An 18,905-nucleotide genomic window follows, 5' to 3' on the forward strand; every position below is an offset into this window, starting at 1 on the left:
GGCTGGATACTGGAAGGCAAGAGTAAGCAATGCTGTTTGATACTGCTCTTCATTCCATTGCTCCTGCTTGCACTTGTATTGCATATACAGTACATCCCGCATATATGGGACAGATGTATTATGACGCCTGGCCTGGATTAACGCGGGAAGAAGAAACATATGTTTGATAATCATTGCTCCACCCCTGGCACAATATCTTCTTGTGCCAAGAGCTGATCACGTTTAATCTGTTCTACCCGATCCTGACCCAATTGCGCAAGCTCCTCATCAGTCCAGCCCTCACCTCGCAAAACGAATTCCAGAGGCGCACCGGCTTGCACGGCCAGATTGACCCCCTGCCAAATCGCTTGTTTCTCTTGCGCCTGCTCCAGTCGCGTTGGAGTGAGCAGAGGCCTGGGCATAATCGACATGTCCAATTCTCCGCGCTGGTAGCTCTCAAGTGAGAACGGTAAGAACTTCTGTTGTTGGCGTGTGAGAGAGCGCCCCCACGCGCCACTATTGGCTCTGAAACCACCCATAGCACAGGCCATACGAAACAGGGAGATGCAAGCCTGGTCATAGTTGGCTTGCGCTTCCTGAACCCGGCTTGCGACATCTCCAACCAGGCGTGATGCAGCAGGCCCCGTCACCTGCGACATTGACCGAAGCTCGCGGTAAAAGATCAGCTCCGGGTGATCCTGCTCAATTTCGGCTAGTAGTTTGTCTATGTAGATATTTGCTGCTGACAGATCCAAATTCCCGGCCAGACTATCTACCTTCCCATCCTTTGGCCCTTTCAGCATGAGCAAGCTTTCCTGCTCACTGGCAGGCTCGTCAAAATCGTTCGTAGAGCCTCGCTTTTTCGCCCCGAACAAGTTGTTGACATTGCCGTCTGTCCACAAAACCAGAGGCGCACCGATGACCTTATGTACTTGGTCATGGATATGGCTTACCAGATTGTTCAATTCGTCAATTTTGCCCAGGCTCCCGGCAATTGCAGGACTGCCGTGGTCGGAACCAGTATCACAGTGTCGAATCCAGACGGCAGGCACAAAGCCATACGGGTTCTCTATCTCAGCGCCAAAGCCATAATCATAGGGGCGGTCATCTCTGAAATACCGGAATGATCCCTTGTCTACTTCTTTTCTATATTGGTATGACCCGGCTTCGTCTTTGGCCGTGTACTCAATCACGTATCCTTTGATATTGCCTGCAGCATCCAGCTCCAAAGATTTGACGTACCCCGGCCAGACGATTTCTGACGTGATCTTCCCTCGCTCAATGTCGTCGATCAGCTCAATGAGGACACTTCCCAGTGCGGCCCCATACCTGACAATCACGCTTTTGCGTGACTGCCAGTTGTTCCATGCCCAAAATTGAGCAATGGCCTGTACCAGTTCGGTTGGGGTATCGGAACTGAAGGGGATGGCGACAGGCGCGCCATCAGGAAGAGCTCGCCCGTCTTCTGAGAGCGCGCCGGGATAGACGACACCAGCATAAAAGTCTACAAGCCTCTTTGTCGGATTGTAGATCATTCGAATGTTGCGGTAGAGGTTATACTTAGCCTTGTACGCTGACCAGGCGTTCGACACACGGTCAAACATGCTATTATTGTAATAGCTCCATAACAATGCATATTCAGCAGCCCGGTTTTTGTATTCCGTGTACTCCGGCTGTTCCTCAAACACACGCTTAGCGGCAACGATAGCCGCCTTTCCAGCTTCCATAAGCTTTCCCCATAGTGCCATACTCAATATCCTAGAAAGCCACTGAGGGCTTGTGCTGTATCAATGTCCAGCGGTTCAATGTCTCGCTGGCCGTTCGTGGCCTCTTCTGCCGCCATGCTGATCACGTCAACCTGGTCATCATGTGCGCCCTTCGGGAATAACAGTAGCTCTGTCTCCAGATCATGCAACCAGGGGCCCCCCTGTCGAAAGTAGATCTTGCCATTCTCGAACCAGATAGAGGCTGTGGAGGCGCGTGTGACCTTATCTCGGACGGGTTGGTACTCCTTGCAAGGGATACCTTGAGACAAGGCCTGTTGCACAAGGGCGAGCTGATAGCCCACCTTCTCGATCTTGAAATACGCGTGAGGATAGTGGTGATGCAGACGCTGTATCAACTTGAACTGTTCAGGGTTACTGAAGCGGCCACGAATCACATCCAAAAGCAGAAGGTCATGCTCTGGTGTCATTGCCCACACTCCAAAGACCGTGTAGTCCGCATGCTGCTTACTGCTGATCGCCAGGTCTACGGTAATAAAGACACGCTCACAGTGCGCTTTGATGACAGCACGCCCCTCCAGTAGATAAGCATCTGCTGTCTCTCGAAAATACCGGAACCATTCCCGCCTGAATTGACCGCCACCACTTGGGACAGGCGTCTGCTGATACTGAGCTGCATAAGCCTGAGAGCCAAGCTGTTTCTTGAGCCGTGCAAGGGATTCGTGATCGAACCGTTCAGGCCAGAGCAACTCACCCTCTTCCTTGCGCGGATCTGTCCAACCAAGTGAGGTACGACAGCGCGTCGCTTCCTCGAATTCCGTTGGCAGATTCAGGTGTTCCCAACCCCCTAACTCTAAAATGTGTCCACTCACATCCTGCTGGTGGATACGCTGACCAACCACGACCATCGCACCTGTTTTCTGGTCATTGAGACGGCTCACCCACGTCTCGTTGAACCACTGAAGCGCGTTCAGTCTCTGCACATCGCTGGTCGCGTCACTGGCTGGATGCGGATCATCTATGAGAAGTCGATCTCCACCCTCTCCTGTCGTAGCAGCTCCGACACTGGTAGCCAGTCGATATCCTCGCTTGTCATTCTCAAAGCGACTCTTCATGTTTTGATCGCCTGCGAGCCTGAAAATATGCCCATAACGGGACTGGAACCAGGGTGACTGGATAAGTATCCGCGAGCGTCGGTTATCCCTGATTGATAAAGAGAGCGCATAAGAGGCGCACAGCCAGCGCAAAGATGGATCAAGCAACCATGACCAGACAGGCCACATCACACTGATCAGGGTGCTCTTTGCATGGCGAGGAGGCATGTTGACGAGGAGCCTCTGTATCTGTCCTGAACTCACTGCTTCAAGATGCTCGCTGATGGCATGGATATGCCAGCCATCCACAAACGGCGTTGACGGCTCCAAAATGTGCCAGGCGTCTCGGACAAAATCATAGAAGCGAGGTATATCCTGTGGCTGATCTTCCAACAACATGGATTCGAGAGCCGATAGAGCAGCTTTGTTCTTGTTCAAAAGTGGAAGCAGTCTCATTCGAGTGCTACCCCCAGTTTCTTAAGTGCTTCACTGAGCTTCTCCTGTTGTGCTTTGAGGGTGGCGATCTCCTCAGAGACAACCAGATGCTCCAGGACGAGCTGCGCCGCTTTGATCTGGGAATGAGCGGAAGGGGAGACATCTGCTTGAAGATGTCTCAAGAGGGCGGTTATGGCAAGCTCGCTATATTGAACTCGTCTCAGTGCGGCCTGCTCTTCATCATACTGCTTACATCGTTCCTGCCAATTGAATGTAGATGACCATGTAGCGAGTTGACGAAATAATGAAGCTGCGTAAGCCTCGCTCTTGAAGGTTTGTTGATGAACTGTTGAAGGTTTGTGGCGTTCCCGAACCATTTCTTCCGCAAGTCTGCGTAGACTCCGAGGCTGTGGCATGTCGCGATAAGCCAGAAAGGCCCGATAGGCTCTCGCTGTTTCTTTCTTTGGCTTATCATTCATGCAACATCACCTATTGAAAAAAGAGCCGGTAGGTAGAGCTTCCCCCTACTCTCTACCTCTACCCTCTACTCTCTACCGGCTCCAAGAGAGGAACCTGATGGGTTTACAACCACCATACTGGAAGGAGAATAACGACGCCCTACGACTCAAGCCGTGGGCTTCTCAAGTACGTGCTTGAACGTTTGTCCGAGTGCAAGAATGGTGATGGCGGCGTTGTGATCATGATAACGAATAGTTATCACAACACCAAAATTCATAACCTACAGTTATTATACCCCGTGTATCAGGACTTGTAAATACATTCTGACAAAACTCTCTTCAGAGCGTGAAAAAGCCGGGACACTCTTTCTGTCATCCCGGCAAAAGCTATTCTGGTAGCTCCCTATGTGCCTGCTGGCGGGCCTTCATTGTTTGTATCTTCTTTCTTGCCTACATGGCTTGTAGAGCCGTCTGAAGCCTCTAAAAAATTCAGTTGTACCGAATTTTCTAGCGCAAAATTGAGGACATCGCGCCGATCTTCCAGAGACCAGCGTTCCGGCGCATCTCCTTCCACGCGAACATACTGCGAGATGAATTGATAGAATTCAGCATCAGAGCAAGATTCAACGTTGGTTCGCTTGTCGGTATCGGGCAAGGTGAACCACAGGTCTGCCAGATCGAGGAGCGTGTATTTTTTCGGCTGTTTTTTCGGTGAGTCTGAATTTTTTACCGAATTGTTCTTCGGCTTCAGCGCGCCACTGGACTGTTTTGGCATGAAATTTGCCACTCCTTCTAAGATAATGCTGGTTGTAATAGATTCTCATGTCATCTGATAATCCACCAGGCCAATGACCCCGAACGATTCTATAGAGAATCAGTTCGCGTACCTGCTCATTGCTTCTCTGCCTGCCTCGTTTTTTATGCCAGACTAAAGCCGCTGGCGAAGCGGAGTGAGCAGGTGAACCTACCGAATTTTTTCCTGAATTTTCAGACTCGGTAGGTTCGGGAGAGGGGGCTAATTCCCCTGCTGATTGGCCTGGTTGTTCAGCAGAGGGGAGATAAAATTTCCGGAGATTGGCTTAATAATTTTTGGTGCTGGTTGTACTGTAGCCTGAGCTGGCGGCAGTGAGGCCGCTTGAGCTGGTGGTAAAGAAGCAGTCTGTGTAGGTGCAAGCTGGTGACGGGCGGTAGGTGGGGCCTTCCGCTTTTTCTCGTTTAATGATCGCAAATCTTCGTACGCTTTTTCTACTTCTGTTATATAGTCTATATCACGGCGAATTGCCTCGGCAGGACGATTCGCCAAAATATAGACAATCGTGCCAATAAGCCAGGGAGAAAGGGCCAGTAGTTCTAATACGATGCCAAGCAGGAACTTGCCGGGCAAGGGGATCGGCTCCAGCATGAGCCTATAAATAATACCAGCAGAGTCCATGAGAAACACGAACCATTTCATACAATCCACAATGAGTGTATATGAAGGGCTGTTGAAACGGACTTTATACTCGCTACTGTACTTTGTCCCGTGAACCGCTTCATAATCGAGAATGTATGACTTCAACTGATGGCCGTATGTAAACAAAACGATTGCCATAATTGCGACCACTGGGCTCACAATTGTTGCCAGCACATACGACCAGGAGAGGCCGAGAGCAGGTTGCAAACCGACTCCAATCATGAACCAGATGCCTGCGGCAAATAAAGCCTCAAGCGCGATGACGGATAAGAGAATGAGAATTCCCCCAAGAGTGCGAAAGTAATTCATTTTTCCGTCCTTTCAGGATATAATGTCGCTTAGTCCTGAACCTAGTAACAGGACTGCTGGCCGGGAAGGTGCCTTCGACACCAGCCCGGCTGTTCAATCAGAAGCTACAGAGGAAATGTTCTGTAGTTCCCCTTGCAAGGGAAAGAGCTAGAGGGTATCGAGTACCGACTTTGCCCCTCTCCGTGCTTCTGACTGTTTCAAACTCTTTAGGTATTCTTCTGTGACTTTCACAGAGGAATGGCGGAGCAGTTTGGAAAGCGTATATATGTCCCCTCCGTTGCGTATAAACATTGCTGCAAAGGTGTGCCTGAAAGTATGGGGAGTACATCTTACTCCCTCTATTTCTGCCCATTCACCTAATCTTTCAATCAACCTCTCTAAGCCTCTAACTGTTAACCCTCCTCCTGACCGGCTCATAAAGAGATTCGCTTTTTGTATCGCCTGTGCCTTAAATTGTTGTGCGCTACGAGTAGGCAGTTTTTTAAGCTGGCTTTCAATTGCAAACTCTATTGTTGGCACTCGGAACATACGTATGTATTTTTGTAAGAGCCGGCGTGTTTTCTCTCCCATGCCAACTTCACCCCATTTTCCCCCTTTCCCAAGTACCCGAACGTAAGAATCTTTTGTGTCTAGGCTTACATTCCCTATAGTGAGAGAAACGAGTTCGGAAGCTCGGATACCTGTATCTACAAGCAGTGCAAGGATGGCCTGATCTCGTATTTGCAGATGTTCAGACTCCTCATATCTGCACGCATCAAAAAGAGCTTCTAGCTGTTCAGGCGAGAAGACCTCGATAATGGTTTTTACCACTGTTGGGAGCTTAATTTTGTTTATGCTTTTAGCATCAAGTATATCGCTATACTGCTCATCCTCCAGACACCAACTGAGGAAGCGTTTAGCCACTCTTACATAGCTGGCCAGGGTGTAAGTGGATATCTCACTTGCAGCAGATCTTGATGGCTTGTGTGTTTGTTGTAAGTATTCCACAAAGCACTGAATTACATGGTGGTTTATCTGATTCAACATGATCGGTTCATATTTTTTCCCTACTGGCAGAGCATACCAGGATTTCTTGTTTTTATCCTGCAATATGGTATGAGATGCACACCATGCTGCAAACTCAGGAAGCTCCTGGGAGTATTCTTGCTTGGTGGAGGGCCGCAATCTTTTAAATTCAGGAGAAGCAAAGAAATCATATACTGCTTCCTGAACGGGAATTTGTAGAGATGACTCCTCACGCTTTTTGATTTTAGGCATGCGCACCCCCTTGCAAGGGAGAATAGGGATGAACCGTTACCTTTTGCAAAAAACTAGCCCGTAAAACCGCACTACAAGCCATTTTATAATGGAACAGGTTTTGTAAACCGCCGGCCGGGGGTTCGAATCCCTTCACCGGCTCTTTGTAAACCCGCTTTCAAAGCGGGCTTTTCTTTTTTTCTCCTGTTTTTGGCTGACCTACATCAAAGACGTTTCCTCCTCAAAAGAGAACTGCTCTCCCATACCGTTTCTCTCTTGCTGGTTACTGTTACATTTTCGCCTGACAGAACGTGCCTTGAGCAAGGAAGTAGAGAAATAGAGCAGTGCTGAGAAGGAGGCCTATATGCCTAAACGACATCAGCAAGCACCGGCAAAAAAACTTGTAGGCCATAACAACCCGAAGAAAACCACAGAAATTACGACCGGAACCCCGAAGAAACAGGAAACATATGAGCGCGAAGCGCGTGAGCATAAAGACCCCGGTGTGATCGCCCAGCATGAGAAGCCGCATCCTGAACGTGTGGCCCATCCGGGACTTACCCACAAAGCCGATTCGCAGGAGCGTATGGAGGATCGGGAGACGCGCAGTGGAAGCGAATCGAATGCGACGACTCCGCGCAAGGATGAGCGCGTGCACCGGGAACATAAGGGGATCAAGGAGCCGAGAGGAAAGGGCGTTTCGGTCGATTACTCGGAAGATCTGCTTGCCAATAATCTTGCTGGCGAGCATCATGGGATGCGTGACCCGAGCATTCTGGACTACGGACGCACAGCGATGGATATCAAGGAGCTGCATACCATCCTGGCTGATCTCTCCGATGATGAACTGAAAAGCCTCATTCCTGTGGGAGAAGGGAGCCGCTTGGAGCAAGGGGCAAAGTATATTGACCTCAAGCATCTGGAGCGGGGCGAGTTTGTGGCAACTGCCAATATGATCGCGGAGCCGGGGCATATCTATGTAGCCAAAAAGGACACGGATTACGTCCTCTGGAACCGGCTAAATCAAGTTTCGAATCCTGAACGGCTGGACGAGGCAAGCGAGTCATAAGACCGCGTGCCTGATAGCGCAAAAAAGAAAGAAGCAGTGGAGTTTTTCCCCACTGCTTCTCTTTTATTTCTGGCGCTTTCCTGCTTCGACAGGCACCTGTTGTGACTTCGCGCCGCTCCGGACCTCGATGCGTTTCGGACGACTGCTTTCTGTTACTGGCAGGTTAATCGTAAGCATACCATGCTCGTAGTTTGTTTCGATATGCTCCAGATCGATGGGGCGATCAAAGGTGATGGAGCGCTGATATGAACCACTGCTGATCTCACGTACCAGCCAGTTCCCGCGCGGTTTCTCTTGAGCCTGTTGCTGTTCGGGCTCTATCTCATGCTTGTACTCGCCTTTGATGTTGAGGGTATTCTGGTGAACCGTCACGTCGATGTCTTCCGGTCTGACACCTGGCAGGCTGATTGATACTTTATAGCCGTGTTCGTCTTCGTAGACGTCCATTGGTGCGTTCGGAGTTTGGGTGGTCCAGGAAGGATTGACAAAGCTCTGCGAGAAAAGCTGATCGATGGCATTGCGCAGGCTCATTGCTTCACGGAATGGGTCATAGCGCGTGATCGACATACTCTATTCCCCCCTTTCTAAATTGCGTGCATATTCTTGCTCTACATGTAATGTATACAGAGGTATACATGTAGAATGCTTCTGTTGTAAAACCAATTCAGTAGCTTACACGCTATTCTACTGAATGATGTGACAGCGATGTGTATCACAGCAGGCCCACGTGTGGTGAAGCGAAAAATGAAGGACAGCCGTATTGAGTTTGGGGGAGAGAACTGCCCGTCTCGCAGAGTTGCAGAAAAGACGGGCATCATGCAGACGTAAGAGGGGTACACGCTTACGTCGCATGATGCTTCATGTTTGTTGAAACGCCTGAAAGGGTATAAGAATAACGATTCACTCCTCTACACTGAGAAAAATGGCTCAGGAGGTGAGAGTCCTGAGTTATCAGGTACGAACAGCGACGTTCGCTACACAGGCTGTCCTGCTGACTTAAATATCAAGGGTTTCAATGTGGTTGTCTGTACTGTGTAAAAGAGAGGCAACCGCCTCATACAATTCTCGGGGAAGCTGAGGAGCCAGAGCTTCCAGGCTGGCAAAGACATCAAGTTTTCCCTCCTGATCAAGGTTCGACCAGTGCGGCATTGCATCAGAGGGTCGCTGTGATGAGGAGAGATGATCGGAGTGACAGGAATAGTAAGGAGCGCTTTGAGTATATACGGCGAAGTTTTGCTTGGGTGTGAGGTAGATTTTGTACAGCACGGAGCACGTTTTGTCGGTTGTGGTGAAACGTCCTTCAACCAGAAGACGCCCGTAGAAGCGTTTCTGCACCTTTGTGATTTTTCCTGTCACAACGGTGATTTCTTCAAAGTTCTCTTTCTGGACATCACGCAGCTTGACAAAGTGCTTGAGGGCTTGAACAATTGCGGCGGAAAGGTTCCCTCCGGCCAGAGTCTGGGCCTTTTCCAACAGAGGGAGATCAGCTTCTGCAACATAAATAGTTCGATTTGGCATGATACATAGCTCCTACTGCCTGGCGATAATGTTGCTGCTCATGATCATGGGAAATGTATTCTGTATCCTAATATGTGGATACTCCTGTGTCAAGCAGTATCCTTGCAGAATATATTTATCATGAGTGCCGTGATGGTGCGAATACAACATAGGTTTGACCGCTTCGTTGTCTATCGCATACAATAAAATACGCCATTGGGAGCGCAAATCTGTTATGATAAACAAATACGCTATGTTTTTTAGGAGGACAGATGCGCATTCGTAAAGCTGTTTTGCCTGTTGCTGGCTTAGGAACCCGGGTTCTTCCGGCAAGTAAGGTGACCCCCAAAGAGATGCTTCCTCTTGTAGATAAACCAACATTGCAGTACATCGTTGAGGAGGCCGTTGAGGCTGGCATTGAAGAGATTATTTTTGTGACCAGTGCCAGCAAGCACAGCATTGAGGACCATTTCGACTCATTTCCAGAACTTGAACGTACTCTGGAAAAAAAAGGCAAGCAGAAGGAGCTAGAAGCGGTTCGGAGCATCCAGAATCTGGCAGCTTATGCCTCGGTTCGTCAGCCTGCTCCGCTTGGTCTGGGGCATGCGGTCTGGTGTGCGCGGCATCTGGTCGGAGATGAACCGTTTATTGTCTTACTCGGCGATGATCTGGTTGACCCTGATACCCCTTGTCTTAAACGCATGATCGAGCTATATGAGCACTATCAGAGCTCAGTTATCTGTCTCTTTGAGGTGCCAGAGGAAAATATTCCGTCGCTCGGCATTGCTTCGGTAGAACACGTTGCGGGTGCGGCGGATACCTTTAAGGTGAAACATCTGGTTGAGAAACCCTCCATTGAAGAGGCTCCCTCTAATCTGGCGGTTGCGGGCCGGTATGTCTTTACTCCCGATATTTTCGCGATTCTGGAAAAGACGCCTCCCGGCAAAGGCGGCGAAATTCAGTTGACCGATGCGATTCAAGTTCAGGCGGAGGCTGGCCGCTGCTATGCCTTGAATTTTCAGGGCATCCGCTATGATACAGGGACACCGCTGGGCCTGTTGACCACGTCTATCGCCTACGCGTTGAAACGCCCCGATATCGCACCGGCGTTGCGTGAGTATATGCGGCAGGCACTTGCTGAACACGAGGGTAGATGAAGGAGCGATGTGAACGCTTGTAGCATCCTGCTGCGCCTCTTCCCCGAGGGGTGAGGCGCTTTCTTTTTGTCTGAGAGCTGCTGCTTCCCGCTGGTGAAACGCTTTCTGCATGGTAAACACAGCCTGAAAACAAGGCTTGTCTTCTTGTTGCCTCTCGCGCTATAGTATTGCAAGAAGATTACCGCTCTTTTTCACGCGAAAAAGAAGAGTAGTACGTTGGCCCATAGCGCCGAGGCGTTATGGGGGGAGAGTTGGACTTTGAGTATTATTTTGCTCCTTCATCAATATATACCCTATGTTATCTTTGCCTTGAGCGGCATTGGTCTGATCTGGGGCCTAGTTCTCTTCTTTATGAAGAAAGGGCCCGCTAAACCCTGGATGTCGCTGCTCTGGGTCGCTTTTGGCGCAAGTGCTTTGCAGGGCCTGCTTGGCGTTGTGATGCTGCTTATGGGCCTGAAGCCGGGAGGCGGACAGGGACTCTACTATCTGCATTACGTCTATGGTGCGATCACCATTTTCGCGATCCCTGTCGCTCTGACCTATGCCTCTGGTGGCAAGAATGCGCGGCGTGACGTGCTGATCTACTGTATTGTCGCGTTGATTATGCTGGCGGCGGCGATTCGCGCCTTCATGACGGGTCCTGTCGCCTGATGAAGCGGGAAAGAGAGGGATGAACAGGTAGGCATGCGAGCCTCTTTTATTCATTGTGCTGATACACATCTTGGCTATGAACAATATGGCGTGCGTGAGCGCTTCAATGACTTCACGCGTGCGTTCCAGGCGATCGTTCAGGATGCGCTGGAACGCAGGGTTGACTTTGTGTTGATTGCCGGTGATCTGTTTCATAAGCGAGCGATTGATGCGCGTACTCTGCTTCATGCCATCGATGGCCTGAGCAAGCTGAAGACGGCAGGTATTCCGGTGATTGCGATTGAGGGCAACCACGATCGGACCTATTATCGGGATGGCCTTTCATGGCTGCAATTCCTGTGTTATCAGCAATATATCATCCTTCTCACTCCCCGCTATGAGAACGCCGTGCCGATCATCGAGCCGTGGGACAGCAGGACAATGCTTGGTTCCTATGTTGATCTACAGGGGGGACGGTTGCGTGTCTATGGGCTTTCGTGGCTCGGTGCCTCGACTGAAAGCGCGATCAAAGGGATGGCGCAGGCGCTGGACCAGCATCGGGCAGAGGAAGAGGCGGCAGGCGTCGAGTATCGTGTTTTGCTGATGCATACTGGTATTGATGGTCTGGTGCCACGTATTCAGGGCCTGCCCTCGCTTGGACAGTTTCAGGTGCTTGAGGGCAAGGTTGATTATCTGGCACTTGGCCATGTACACAAGCCCTATACCTTTGGCGGCTGGATTTATAATCCGGGTTCGCCCGAAACATGTAGCGCCGAGGAAACACAGTGGACCGATCGCGGCTATTTTTATGTTCAGGTCGATACCGCGGAGCCCATGCTTGAGCCGGAAGCGCGGGCTCGCTTTCATCATGCTGAGCATTTGCAGAACCCGCGTCGTCCATTCTTACGTTATGATCTACGGGTTGATGGGCTTGAGTCCCCGCAGGCGCTTTATGCTCGACTGGATGAGTTCTGTCGGCAGCATGGTCCTGAGTATCAGGAGGCGGCGCTTGCGCCTGTGGTATTGCTTCACCTGAGTGGGATCCTGGCCTTTGATCGGAGCGCACTGGATCAGACACATATGGAAGAAATGATCCGGAACGCATTTCGACCGCTCCATGTGCGCATTGATAACCGGGCGAATGATCAGGACTATGAGCCGGATGAGGGCGAGTTTGATGGGCGCGATCGCTCTCTGTGGCATGCGCTGGAAAAACACATCTTCGCCGAATTGCTGGCACGAGATAACCGCTTTTTAGCGGAAAAGGATCAATGGAGCCTGGTGTTGGCGGACATCAAAGCGCAGGCGCTGCGCAAAGATGAGCCTGCTCAAATTGCGCAGTATTTGCGCGAGAAACGGGCCTCGCTTTTTGAAAAGAAGGAAGAATAAAGCAGCCCGTGCCTGTGAAGCTGAGTTGCAAGAAGACGATTTTTGTGAGGGATGTGGTAGATGCTCTGCTTGCACAAAGCGGGCAGAAGTGCGAAGAATCCGCTCTCGCTTGCTGTGCGAAAGGTTTGCGTGCTTCTCGACAGTGAAGTATAATACATATACAATCTTACTGAACCAAATTGAACAACTATTTGGTTGTAACAGCACAGCGGGGTGCCTGGTCGCAGAGGGCTGTGATGCTTGCGAGAAGACAAATTTATTTGTAGTAGTACGTAACGGAACCCGCCTGGTTCTCTCTGGCGAGAACAGAAGTTTACTCACGCAGCGGACTGCCGGTTCGGCACGGTGCCCCGTTCAGGAAGAAGCATTTGAAAACGGGCGGAGCAAGTGCAAAGGCCGAGCAGGTTTTCTTTTTGTCTGGAAAGCCTCACATGCCCTCATGCCCGCCCAGAAGCGAGGGAAAGATGTATAAAGGTCCATCAGGAATGTGGTCCTGGTTGCTGCATCGCGTCTCAGGACTCGGTCTTCTTCTCTTCCTGTTTATCCACGTCGTCGATATCTCGTTATTGAGTTTTGGTCCGAACGTCTATAACGAGGGGATCGAACTGTTCGACAATATTATAGTCCGTTTTCTGTCTCTGGCGTTAATAGTAGCCGTTTTTTATCACTCCTTTAATGGTATTCGCATTGTGCTGGTTGATTTTTGGCGCCGAGGTGTCAAGCTCCAGCAACCAATGTTTATCGCCGCTTTGGTCCTGACCATCATTGCCTTTATTCCTTTTGCCTATTTCGTCCTCAGACCGGCACTGCCCTTTCTGGCGCAGGGCGCATACTGGTTTGTTGATGTGAATGCTATCATGAGTACGCATTAGGTCGGAAAAAGCGTAAAGGGAAGAACACCCCTTGTAAAAGAGGAGAAATAGAACATGTTGTCACGCCTGTATGGTGGTCCACGGCCTGCTGGCGGTGGATTTGAAACATTTTCCTGGTACTATTTCCGCATTTCCGGTATTCTACTGGTTTTTCTAGTTATCGGTCATATCACGCTGACACACGTCACAACCGATGTTGCGTGCACCACGTACTCGTTTGTAGCTGCGCGTTACGCGAATCCGTTCTGGCGTCTATATGACTGGCTGCTGCTCACTCTGGGCCTGACGCACGGAGTGAATGGCCTGCGCGTCGTCATTGATGATTATGTACGTCACCCACAGGCCCGCCTGGCTCTGCAAGGGCTTGCTGCCGTGCTGTTGCTTGTCTTCTTTATGCTCGGCACTATCACCCTGATTACGTTTTCTCCTGTAAACGCTGCTCAGTGGGGCCCTGCTTGTGTTGGTGGGCATTAATAGTGAGGATTGGAAGCTATGTATCAGAAGTTTGATGTTGTGATCGTTGGTGCAGGTGGCGCGGGCTTGATGGCGGCTATGCAGCTCCCAAATGCCAGTGTTGCTGTGCTTACAAAAGTCTATCCGACACGCTCGCATACCGGAGCGGCGCAAGGTGGTGTCGCGGCTGCTCTTGGAAACAAGGAAGAGGACCACTGGAAGTGGCATATGTACGATACTGTCAAGGGCGGTGACTATCTGGTCGACCAGACGGCTGCTGAAGTGCTGGCTCGCGAGGCGATCGATGCCGTGTACGAACTGGAGCACCGGGGGCTGCCATTCAACCGCACGAAAGATGGCCGTATCGATCAACGTCGCTTTGGTGGACATACCCGCAACTTTGGCGAGGGCCCGGTCATGCGCTCCTGCTACGCTGCGGACCGCACCGGCCATATGATCCTGCAAACGATGTATCAGAACGCGATCAAGAATCAGGTGCGCTTCTTTAACGAGTATCTGGTCCTTGATCTCCTGATCAACGATGGCCGCGCCTGTGGTGTGGTGGCGATGGAGATTCGTTCAGGTGAGATTCATACCTTCCATGCGAAAGCGGTGCTCTTCGCGACCGGTGGCTATGGCCGGGCCTGGCGCGTGACCAGTAACGCGTTCGCATGTATGGGCGATGGCATGGCGATTGCCTATCGCCGTGGTATCCCTTTGCAGGACATGGAGATGTACCAGTTCCACCCCACTGGTCTCTACAAGGTTGGTGTGCTGCTGAGCGAGGCCGCTCGTGGTGAGGGCGGAAAGCTGCTCAACGGCAAGGGTGAATACTTTATGGAACGCTACATGCCGACCATGAAAGACCTCGCGCCGCGTGATATCGTCTCTCGCTGTATCATTCAGGAGATTAAAGAGGGACGCGGTGTCAAAGGGAACGGCATTGTTGGCGATGACTATGTGTATCTTGACGTGCGCCATCTGGGTGCGAAGACGATCGCCGAGAAGCTGCCGGACATTACAGACTTCGCTCGTAACTATCTTGGTGTCGAGCCTTTGACCGAGCCCGTTCCCATTCAGCCGACCGCGCACTACGCGATGGGGGGTATCCCGACTGATATTGATGGTCGCGTCGTCCTTGACGCTGACTGGACGCCGATGCCCGGCTTCTATGCTGCCGGTGAAGTGGCTTGTGTCTCTGTGCATGGGGCGAATCGCCTGGGCACCAACTCCCTGGTAGACCTGATCGTATTTGGCCGCCGGGCTGGAAAACATATGGCGAAGTTTATTCAGGAGAACGACTTTGTGCCTCTACCCTCCGAGCCGGAAGGGTTCTCCCGTGAGCTGGTCTCGCGCCTGTTGACCTCAACCGGTGGTGAGTCGGCTGCGAATGTGCGCTCAACTCTGCAAAATGAGATGAACGATAAGGTCTATGTTGAGCGCGAAGAGAAGGGTCTGCGCACCGCTCTTGATACAATTGATGGCTTGCAGGATGCATATCGCCGCATTCAGTTGCAGGATAAAGGCAAGAACTTCAACACCGAACTGATGGAAGCAATCGAGCTTGGCTTCCTGCTCGATTGTGCGGAAGCAACCGTTCATGGGGCACTGGCTCGCCAGGAGAGCCGCGGTGCTCACTTCCGCCTGGATTATCCCAAGCGCGATGACGCGAACTGGCTCAAGCATACGCTCGCTTACCGGGGGTCGAAGGCGCATGATGTGCGTCTTGAGTACAAAGATGTTATTCTCATCGATGACCCGATCTTCAAGCCTAAGGAACGGAAATACTAGAGGAGTTTCGATCTATGAAAGTAGAAGTGCGTATCAAACGCTACGACCCTGAGCGAGATCAGAAGCCCTACTGGAGCACGTTTGAAGTCGATGTGGAGCCGATTGATCGCTTGCTGGATACGCTGAATAAGATCAAGTGGACAATGGATGGCACCCTGACGTATCGCCGTTCCTGCGCTCATGGTATCTGTGGCTCGGATGCTATGCGCATCAATGGGCGCAATCGTCTGGCCTGTAAAGTGCTGATGCGCGACGTCGGAAGCAGAGTGACGGTTGAACCGATGCTTGGTTATCCCGTGATTAAAGATCTGGTTGTGGATATGGACCAGTTCTTTGAGAAGTATAAGTCGGTGAAGCCATATCTGATCACCTACGATACGGAGCCGGGAACTGAGCGCTTGCAGTCTCCTGAGGAGCGCGAGCGCTTTGACGAGGGCACGAAGTGTATTCTCTGTGGAGCCTGTACCGGTTCCTGTCCGTCCATCTGGGGAAATCCTGACTGGGTTGGCCCTGCCTCGATTGTCAACGCGCACCGCTTTATCTTTGATAGTCGCGATCAGGGGGCAGCTGAGCGTCTATCAATTCTGGGGCGCAAAGATGGTGTCTGGCGCTGTCGTACGATCTTCAACTGTACCGATGCCTGTCCGCGTGGTATCCCTGTGACCGATCTGATTGAGCAGGTAAAACGCGCGATAGTCTTTAACGATACGAAGAACGCGTAAGCTTGAGAAGCCACACAAAGACGTTGCAGGGAGGCAGCCTTCCCGCAACGTCTTTTTCTTTTTGTGAGGAGTTTGTGTCGATGACTCACATAGCACAACCCTGGCAACATGCCCATATCCTCTCGAATGGCGTGCGTCTGCACTATGTCACGCAGGGCAGCGGTCCTTTGATTGTCTTGCTGCATGGTTTCCCCGAGTACTGGTATTCCTGGCGGTTTCAGATCCCGTTTCTGGCCGAGCGAGGTTTTCGGGTTGTTGCCCTCGATCTGCGAGGCTATAACGAGAGCGATAAGCCGCGCCGAGGCTATCGTATTTCCAGCTTACTGCTCGATATCGTTGGCCTGATTCGCGGTCTGGGATATGAGCAGGCCACGATTGTAGGTCATGATTGGGGCGGCGTGCTGGCCTGGTCCTTTGCTGCCAGCTATCCCGCGATGACCGAACGGCTGATCGTCCTGAATGCGCCTCACCCTGCGGCATATATGCGAGAGTTGCGCTCGAACCCAGAGCAGCGGCGCAAAAGCTGGTATGTCTTCTTCTTTCAAATTCCCTGGCTGCCCGAATGGGTCCTGGGCCGCAAGCATGCCGCTTTGATCGGCGAAATGCTCTATCGAAGCGCCGTACAGAAAGAGGCCTTTCCTCACGAGGTGTTGATGCACTATCGCGATGCTATGAGCAAACCCGGAGCGCTGACAGCAGCCCTGAACTATTATCGAACCATTATGCGTTCGCAACTTCTTCCCGGGGAGCGAAACAAGCAGGTGGTCATCTCAGCCCCTACCTTGCTTCTCTGGGGAGAGCAGGACAGTGCTTTAACGCTGAATTTGACCAGAGGACTGGAACCCTGGGTTCCGCACCTGCGCGTTCAGACGATCGCTCACTGCGGCCACTGGGTGCAACAGGAACAGCCGGAGGTCGTCAATGACGCGATGGCCTCATTTTTGCGGACAGAATGCCATTAAAGTGGGCCTGTTGTCGTCGCTGTCAGACGCTTGATGAGCTCTTGTAGTTGCTCGGTTGCGAGCAAGGGATTGACGCCGAGGAAGATTCCCTTGATGCTGCGCGCCAGATGTGGCGATGTCTGGAAGGCCCGGCCTCCAAAACAGATTAGCGGATGTGGGGGCGGAAGTTTGCCAATGTCGCGGATGGTTGCGGTCAGCTCGCGGAGCCGCGTCCTACTTGAGGCCGAGAGGTAGACGATCTCCGGCTGAACGCTCTCAATCGTCTGAATCAGGCGGCTTCCCTCCTGAATATGCTCGGGATAATAGACGTTAAAGCGCTGCCGTTGCCAGCAGAGTGCAAGCATCAGCGTTTCCAGCTCGTCATCTTTATAGATCGTACGCCCGATAAAGATAGCGGGGCCTTGCCGGTGTTCCGTCGAAGCATGCAAGAGATGCAAGAGCCGGGGCTGTACATGTTGCGCCGCGAATCGAAGGATGGTCGAGAAAGGAACCAGACAGGTCTGTTGCGCGAGGAGCGGATGCAGCAGATGCAGACAGATCTCCTCGACGGAATAATAGAAGAAAGCTTCATCAAGAATATTCTGGATATGGTGCTCGTCGTTTTGCTGGATAGCTTCAAGCAGGAGCAAGCGAATACGGGGAAGCTCAGGTACGTGAAAGGCGTGACGTCGTTGTTGCTGGCGTAGGGCGTTGTAAGCCTCTTCTGCCTGTCTGGGGAGGTCATTCAAATGTTGAAGGGCGGCCTTTGGCGAGAAACCCGCTTCAATCAGATGTACAACCTGTAAGCGCGTGATCTTAGCGGCAAAGACCTCGGTTGCTTTGGGGAAAACACCGCTGTGGCACATCTCCACCACCTTTAACAGGACAGGCTGTAGCAGGTGCTGACAGACGCGCTGTGCGGGATGGGTGTCGAAGGCTTCTTGTAGCAGATGGTTCGCCCCGGCCTCATCAAACTGGGCAATAGCCCGTAACAGGGGATCAAGTAGTACATGCAGCTCACGCCCGGGAAGAAACAGAGCCCTTTGCAGGCGCGTATGGACTCCCTTTTGTGCGGCATAGCCTGGTTCATGCTGCGTCAACTCGACCATTGCCTGCCGTACGCTGATCTGGCGGGTGAGCTGTTTGCGTATCCAGCGCAGGGCCGCGACATCCCGCTGTGAGTAGAGACTGTAGTTGTTGCTGGTGCGCCAGGCTGCCGGAATCCCATAGAGCCGCTCCCAGGTCCGTAAGGTCATAGCCGGAATGCCAGTAGCGGAAACGGTGGCTTCCAGATCAAGGCAGGGAGTGGCGGAATAGAGATCCAGATGGGGGAGTCCATCATCCGGGGGTGTCTGTACGATGCTGATATGATCGAGCCGTGTATTCTTCAGTGGATGATATGCCACTCGCTTGAGTGAAGGGCTTTTGGTGATGATCTGGTTCTCATGAATGCTTTCGGTGTACCGCTCCATACTGTCCCTCCTCTACCCGGTGCACACACACCTGATACATTACTGTTTACTGTCGATGAAAACATGTTTCTTCTTTTGTAGCGTATTTGAGCAACATTCCTTTTCAATGTATGTACCTCGTTGTTTCAAGTGTAACACAAAGTTGCTTCAGAAGGTATTAGAAAAGCATTAATTTTCAGGTAATTTAACAAAGAAATACTCAGGAAACTTGTGTAAGGGACAAG

At 51.5% G+C, this 18,905-nt stretch carries 18 protein-coding genes; 9 read left to right on the forward strand and 9 right to left on the reverse strand.

Translation table 11 applies throughout. The features are described 5' to 3' along the window. Nucleotides 1–170 precede the first annotated feature (170 nt). The 6 genes from KTH_RS25165 to KTH_RS25190 all read right to left on the reverse strand — a co-directional run bounded on the left by KTH_RS25165 (nt 171) and on the right by KTH_RS25190 (nt 6,709). The gene (locus KTH_RS25165; protein ID WP_497621585.1) at nt 171–1,727 is read right to left on the reverse strand and encodes a phage portal protein; all 1,557 of its coding nucleotides are present in this window, start codon (nt 1,725–1,727) and stop codon (nt 171–173) included. Between the two features lie 2 nt (nt 1,728–1,729). Continuing rightward, complete coding sequence (terL, locus tag KTH_RS25170; RefSeq protein WP_497621588.1) at nt 1,730–3,196, reverse strand: phage terminase large subunit; 1,467 nt, start codon at nt 3,194–3,196, stop codon at nt 1,730–1,732. A 53-nt stretch (nt 3,197–3,249) separates the two neighbouring features. Continuing rightward, entirely contained in the window at nt 3,250–3,711 is a 462-nt protein-coding gene (locus KTH_RS25175) for a hypothetical protein (RefSeq protein ID WP_111326230.1), read from the reverse strand. Between the two features lie 382 nt (nt 3,712–4,093). Beyond that, nucleotides 4,094–4,465 (reverse strand): hypothetical protein, encoded by a 372-nt coding sequence (locus KTH_RS25180; protein WP_497621590.1) that lies wholly within the window; start codon nt 4,463–4,465, stop codon nt 4,094–4,096. 240 nt (nt 4,466–4,705) lie between these two features. Continuing rightward, nucleotides 4,706–5,452 (reverse strand): hypothetical protein, encoded by a 747-nt coding sequence (locus KTH_RS25185; RefSeq protein WP_497621592.1) that lies wholly within the window; start codon nt 5,450–5,452, stop codon nt 4,706–4,708. 147 nt (nt 5,453–5,599) lie between these two features. Continuing rightward, nucleotides 5,600–6,709, reverse strand: a complete 1,110-nt coding sequence (locus KTH_RS25190; RefSeq protein WP_497621594.1) for a tyrosine-type recombinase/integrase — start codon at nt 6,707–6,709, stop codon at nt 5,600–5,602. 343 nt (nt 6,710–7,052) lie between these two features. On the opposite strand from KTH_RS25190, the gene KTH_RS25195 reads away from it, so the two are divergent. Beyond that, nucleotides 7,053–7,757, forward strand: coding sequence for a hypothetical protein (locus KTH_RS25195; RefSeq protein ID WP_111324926.1), 705 nt, complete (start codon nt 7,053–7,055; stop codon nt 7,755–7,757). A gap of 63 nt (nt 7,758–7,820) precedes the next feature. On the opposite strand, the gene KTH_RS25200 is transcribed toward KTH_RS25195, so the two are convergent. Further along, a complete protein-coding gene (locus KTH_RS25200) occupies nt 7,821–8,324 on the reverse strand; it encodes an Hsp20/alpha crystallin family protein (RefSeq protein ID WP_111324925.1) in 504 nt (167 codons plus the stop codon). A gap of 429 nt (nt 8,325–8,753) precedes the next feature. Then, a complete protein-coding gene (locus KTH_RS25205) occupies nt 8,754–9,275 on the reverse strand; it encodes an EXLDI protein (protein WP_497621600.1) in 522 nt (173 codons plus the stop codon). A 251-nt stretch (nt 9,276–9,526) separates the two neighbouring features. On the opposite strand from KTH_RS25205, the gene galU reads away from it, so the two are divergent. From galU to KTH_RS25245, 8 genes are all read left to right on the forward strand, one after another. Beyond that, entirely contained in the window at nt 9,527–10,411 is an 885-nt protein-coding gene (galU, locus tag KTH_RS25210; protein WP_111324923.1) for a UTP--glucose-1-phosphate uridylyltransferase GalU, read from the forward strand. Between the two features lie 258 nt (nt 10,412–10,669). After that, nucleotides 10,670–11,062, forward strand: a complete 393-nt coding sequence (locus tag KTH_RS25215; RefSeq protein ID WP_111324922.1) for a hypothetical protein — start codon at nt 10,670–10,672, stop codon at nt 11,060–11,062. 33 nt (nt 11,063–11,095) lie between these two features. Next, a complete protein-coding gene (locus KTH_RS25220; RefSeq protein ID WP_111324921.1) occupies nt 11,096–12,430 on the forward strand; it encodes a metallophosphoesterase family protein in 1,335 nt (444 codons plus the stop codon). Nucleotides 12,431–12,894: 464 nt separating this feature from the next. Next, nucleotides 12,895–13,302 (forward strand): succinate dehydrogenase, cytochrome b556 subunit, encoded by a 408-nt coding sequence (gene sdhC, locus KTH_RS25225; RefSeq protein WP_111324920.1) that lies wholly within the window; start codon nt 12,895–12,897, stop codon nt 13,300–13,302. 54 nt (nt 13,303–13,356) lie between these two features. Next, the gene (gene sdhD / locus KTH_RS25230) at nt 13,357–13,776 is read left to right on the forward strand and encodes a succinate dehydrogenase, hydrophobic membrane anchor protein (RefSeq protein WP_111324919.1); all 420 of its coding nucleotides are present in this window, start codon (nt 13,357–13,359) and stop codon (nt 13,774–13,776) included. A gap of 18 nt (nt 13,777–13,794) precedes the next feature. Further along, nucleotides 13,795–15,546: a succinate dehydrogenase flavoprotein subunit gene (gene sdhA / locus KTH_RS25235; protein ID WP_497621603.1), complete on the forward strand. Its 1,752-nt coding sequence runs from the start codon at nt 13,795–13,797 to the stop codon at nt 15,544–15,546. A gap of 14 nt (nt 15,547–15,560) precedes the next feature. Continuing rightward, nucleotides 15,561–16,268, forward strand: coding sequence for a succinate dehydrogenase iron-sulfur subunit (locus KTH_RS25240; RefSeq protein WP_111324917.1), 708 nt, complete (start codon nt 15,561–15,563; stop codon nt 16,266–16,268). Nucleotides 16,269–16,348: 80 nt separating this feature from the next. Continuing rightward, entirely contained in the window at nt 16,349–17,230 is an 882-nt protein-coding gene (locus KTH_RS25245; RefSeq protein ID WP_497621606.1) for an alpha/beta fold hydrolase, read from the forward strand. Here the strand turns inward: KTH_RS25245 and KTH_RS25250 are convergent. Continuing rightward, nucleotides 17,227–18,681, reverse strand: a complete 1,455-nt coding sequence (locus KTH_RS25250) for a MerR family transcriptional regulator (RefSeq protein WP_497621608.1) — start codon at nt 18,679–18,681, stop codon at nt 17,227–17,229. The two genes, KTH_RS25245 and KTH_RS25250, sit on opposite strands and share 4 nt — an antisense overlap. Nucleotides 18,682–18,905: the final 224 nt, after the last annotated feature.

The sequence above is a fragment of the Thermosporothrix sp. COM3 genome, assembly GCF_059696735.1.

Bases quoted from the DNA above. Each gene is read 5' to 3' on its own strand.
- KTH_RS25190 (WP_497621594.1), bottom strand. From the start codon at position 6,709: ATGCCTAAAATCAAAAAGCGTGAGGAGTCATCTCTACAAATTCCCGTT.
- KTH_RS25205 (WP_497621600.1), bottom strand. From the start codon at position 9,275: ATGCCAAATCGAACTATTTATGTTGCAGAAGCTGATCTCCCTCTGTTG.
- KTH_RS25175 (WP_111326230.1), bottom strand. From the start codon at position 3,711: ATGAATGATAAGCCAAAGAAAGAAACAGCGAGAGCCTATCGGGCCTTT.
- KTH_RS25220 (WP_111324921.1), top strand. From the start codon at position 11,096: ATGCGAGCCTCTTTTATTCATTGTGCTGATACACATCTTGGCTATGAA.
- KTH_RS25180 (WP_497621590.1), bottom strand. From the start codon at position 4,465: ATGCCAAAACAGTCCAGTGGCGCGCTGAAGCCGAAGAACAATTCGGTA.
- KTH_RS25165 (WP_497621585.1), bottom strand. From the start codon at position 1,727: ATGGCACTATGGGGAAAGCTTATGGAAGCTGGAAAGGCGGCTATCGTT.
- KTH_RS25240 (WP_111324917.1), top strand. From the start codon at position 15,561: ATGAAAGTAGAAGTGCGTATCAAACGCTACGACCCTGAGCGAGATCAG.
- galU (WP_111324923.1), top strand. From the start codon at position 9,527: ATGCGCATTCGTAAAGCTGTTTTGCCTGTTGCTGGCTTAGGAACCCGG.
- KTH_RS25195 (WP_111324926.1), top strand. From the start codon at position 7,053: ATGCCTAAACGACATCAGCAAGCACCGGCAAAAAAACTTGTAGGCCAT.
- KTH_RS25200 (WP_111324925.1), bottom strand. From the start codon at position 8,324: ATGTCGATCACGCGCTATGACCCATTCCGTGAAGCAATGAGCCTGCGC.
- sdhD (WP_111324919.1), top strand. From the start codon at position 13,357: ATGTTGTCACGCCTGTATGGTGGTCCACGGCCTGCTGGCGGTGGATTT.
- KTH_RS25185 (WP_497621592.1), bottom strand. From the start codon at position 5,452: ATGAATTACTTTCGCACTCTTGGGGGAATTCTCATTCTCTTATCCGTC.
- KTH_RS25245 (WP_497621606.1), top strand. From the start codon at position 16,349: ATGACTCACATAGCACAACCCTGGCAACATGCCCATATCCTCTCGAAT.
- sdhA (WP_497621603.1), top strand. From the start codon at position 13,795: ATGTATCAGAAGTTTGATGTTGTGATCGTTGGTGCAGGTGGCGCGGGC.
- sdhC (WP_111324920.1), top strand. From the start codon at position 12,895: ATGTATAAAGGTCCATCAGGAATGTGGTCCTGGTTGCTGCATCGCGTC.
- KTH_RS25250 (WP_497621608.1), bottom strand. From the start codon at position 18,681: ATGGAGCGGTACACCGAAAGCATTCATGAGAACCAGATCATCACCAAA.
- terL (WP_497621588.1), bottom strand. From the start codon at position 3,196: ATGTTGTTGGAAGATCAGCCACAGGATATACCTCGCTTCTATGATTTT.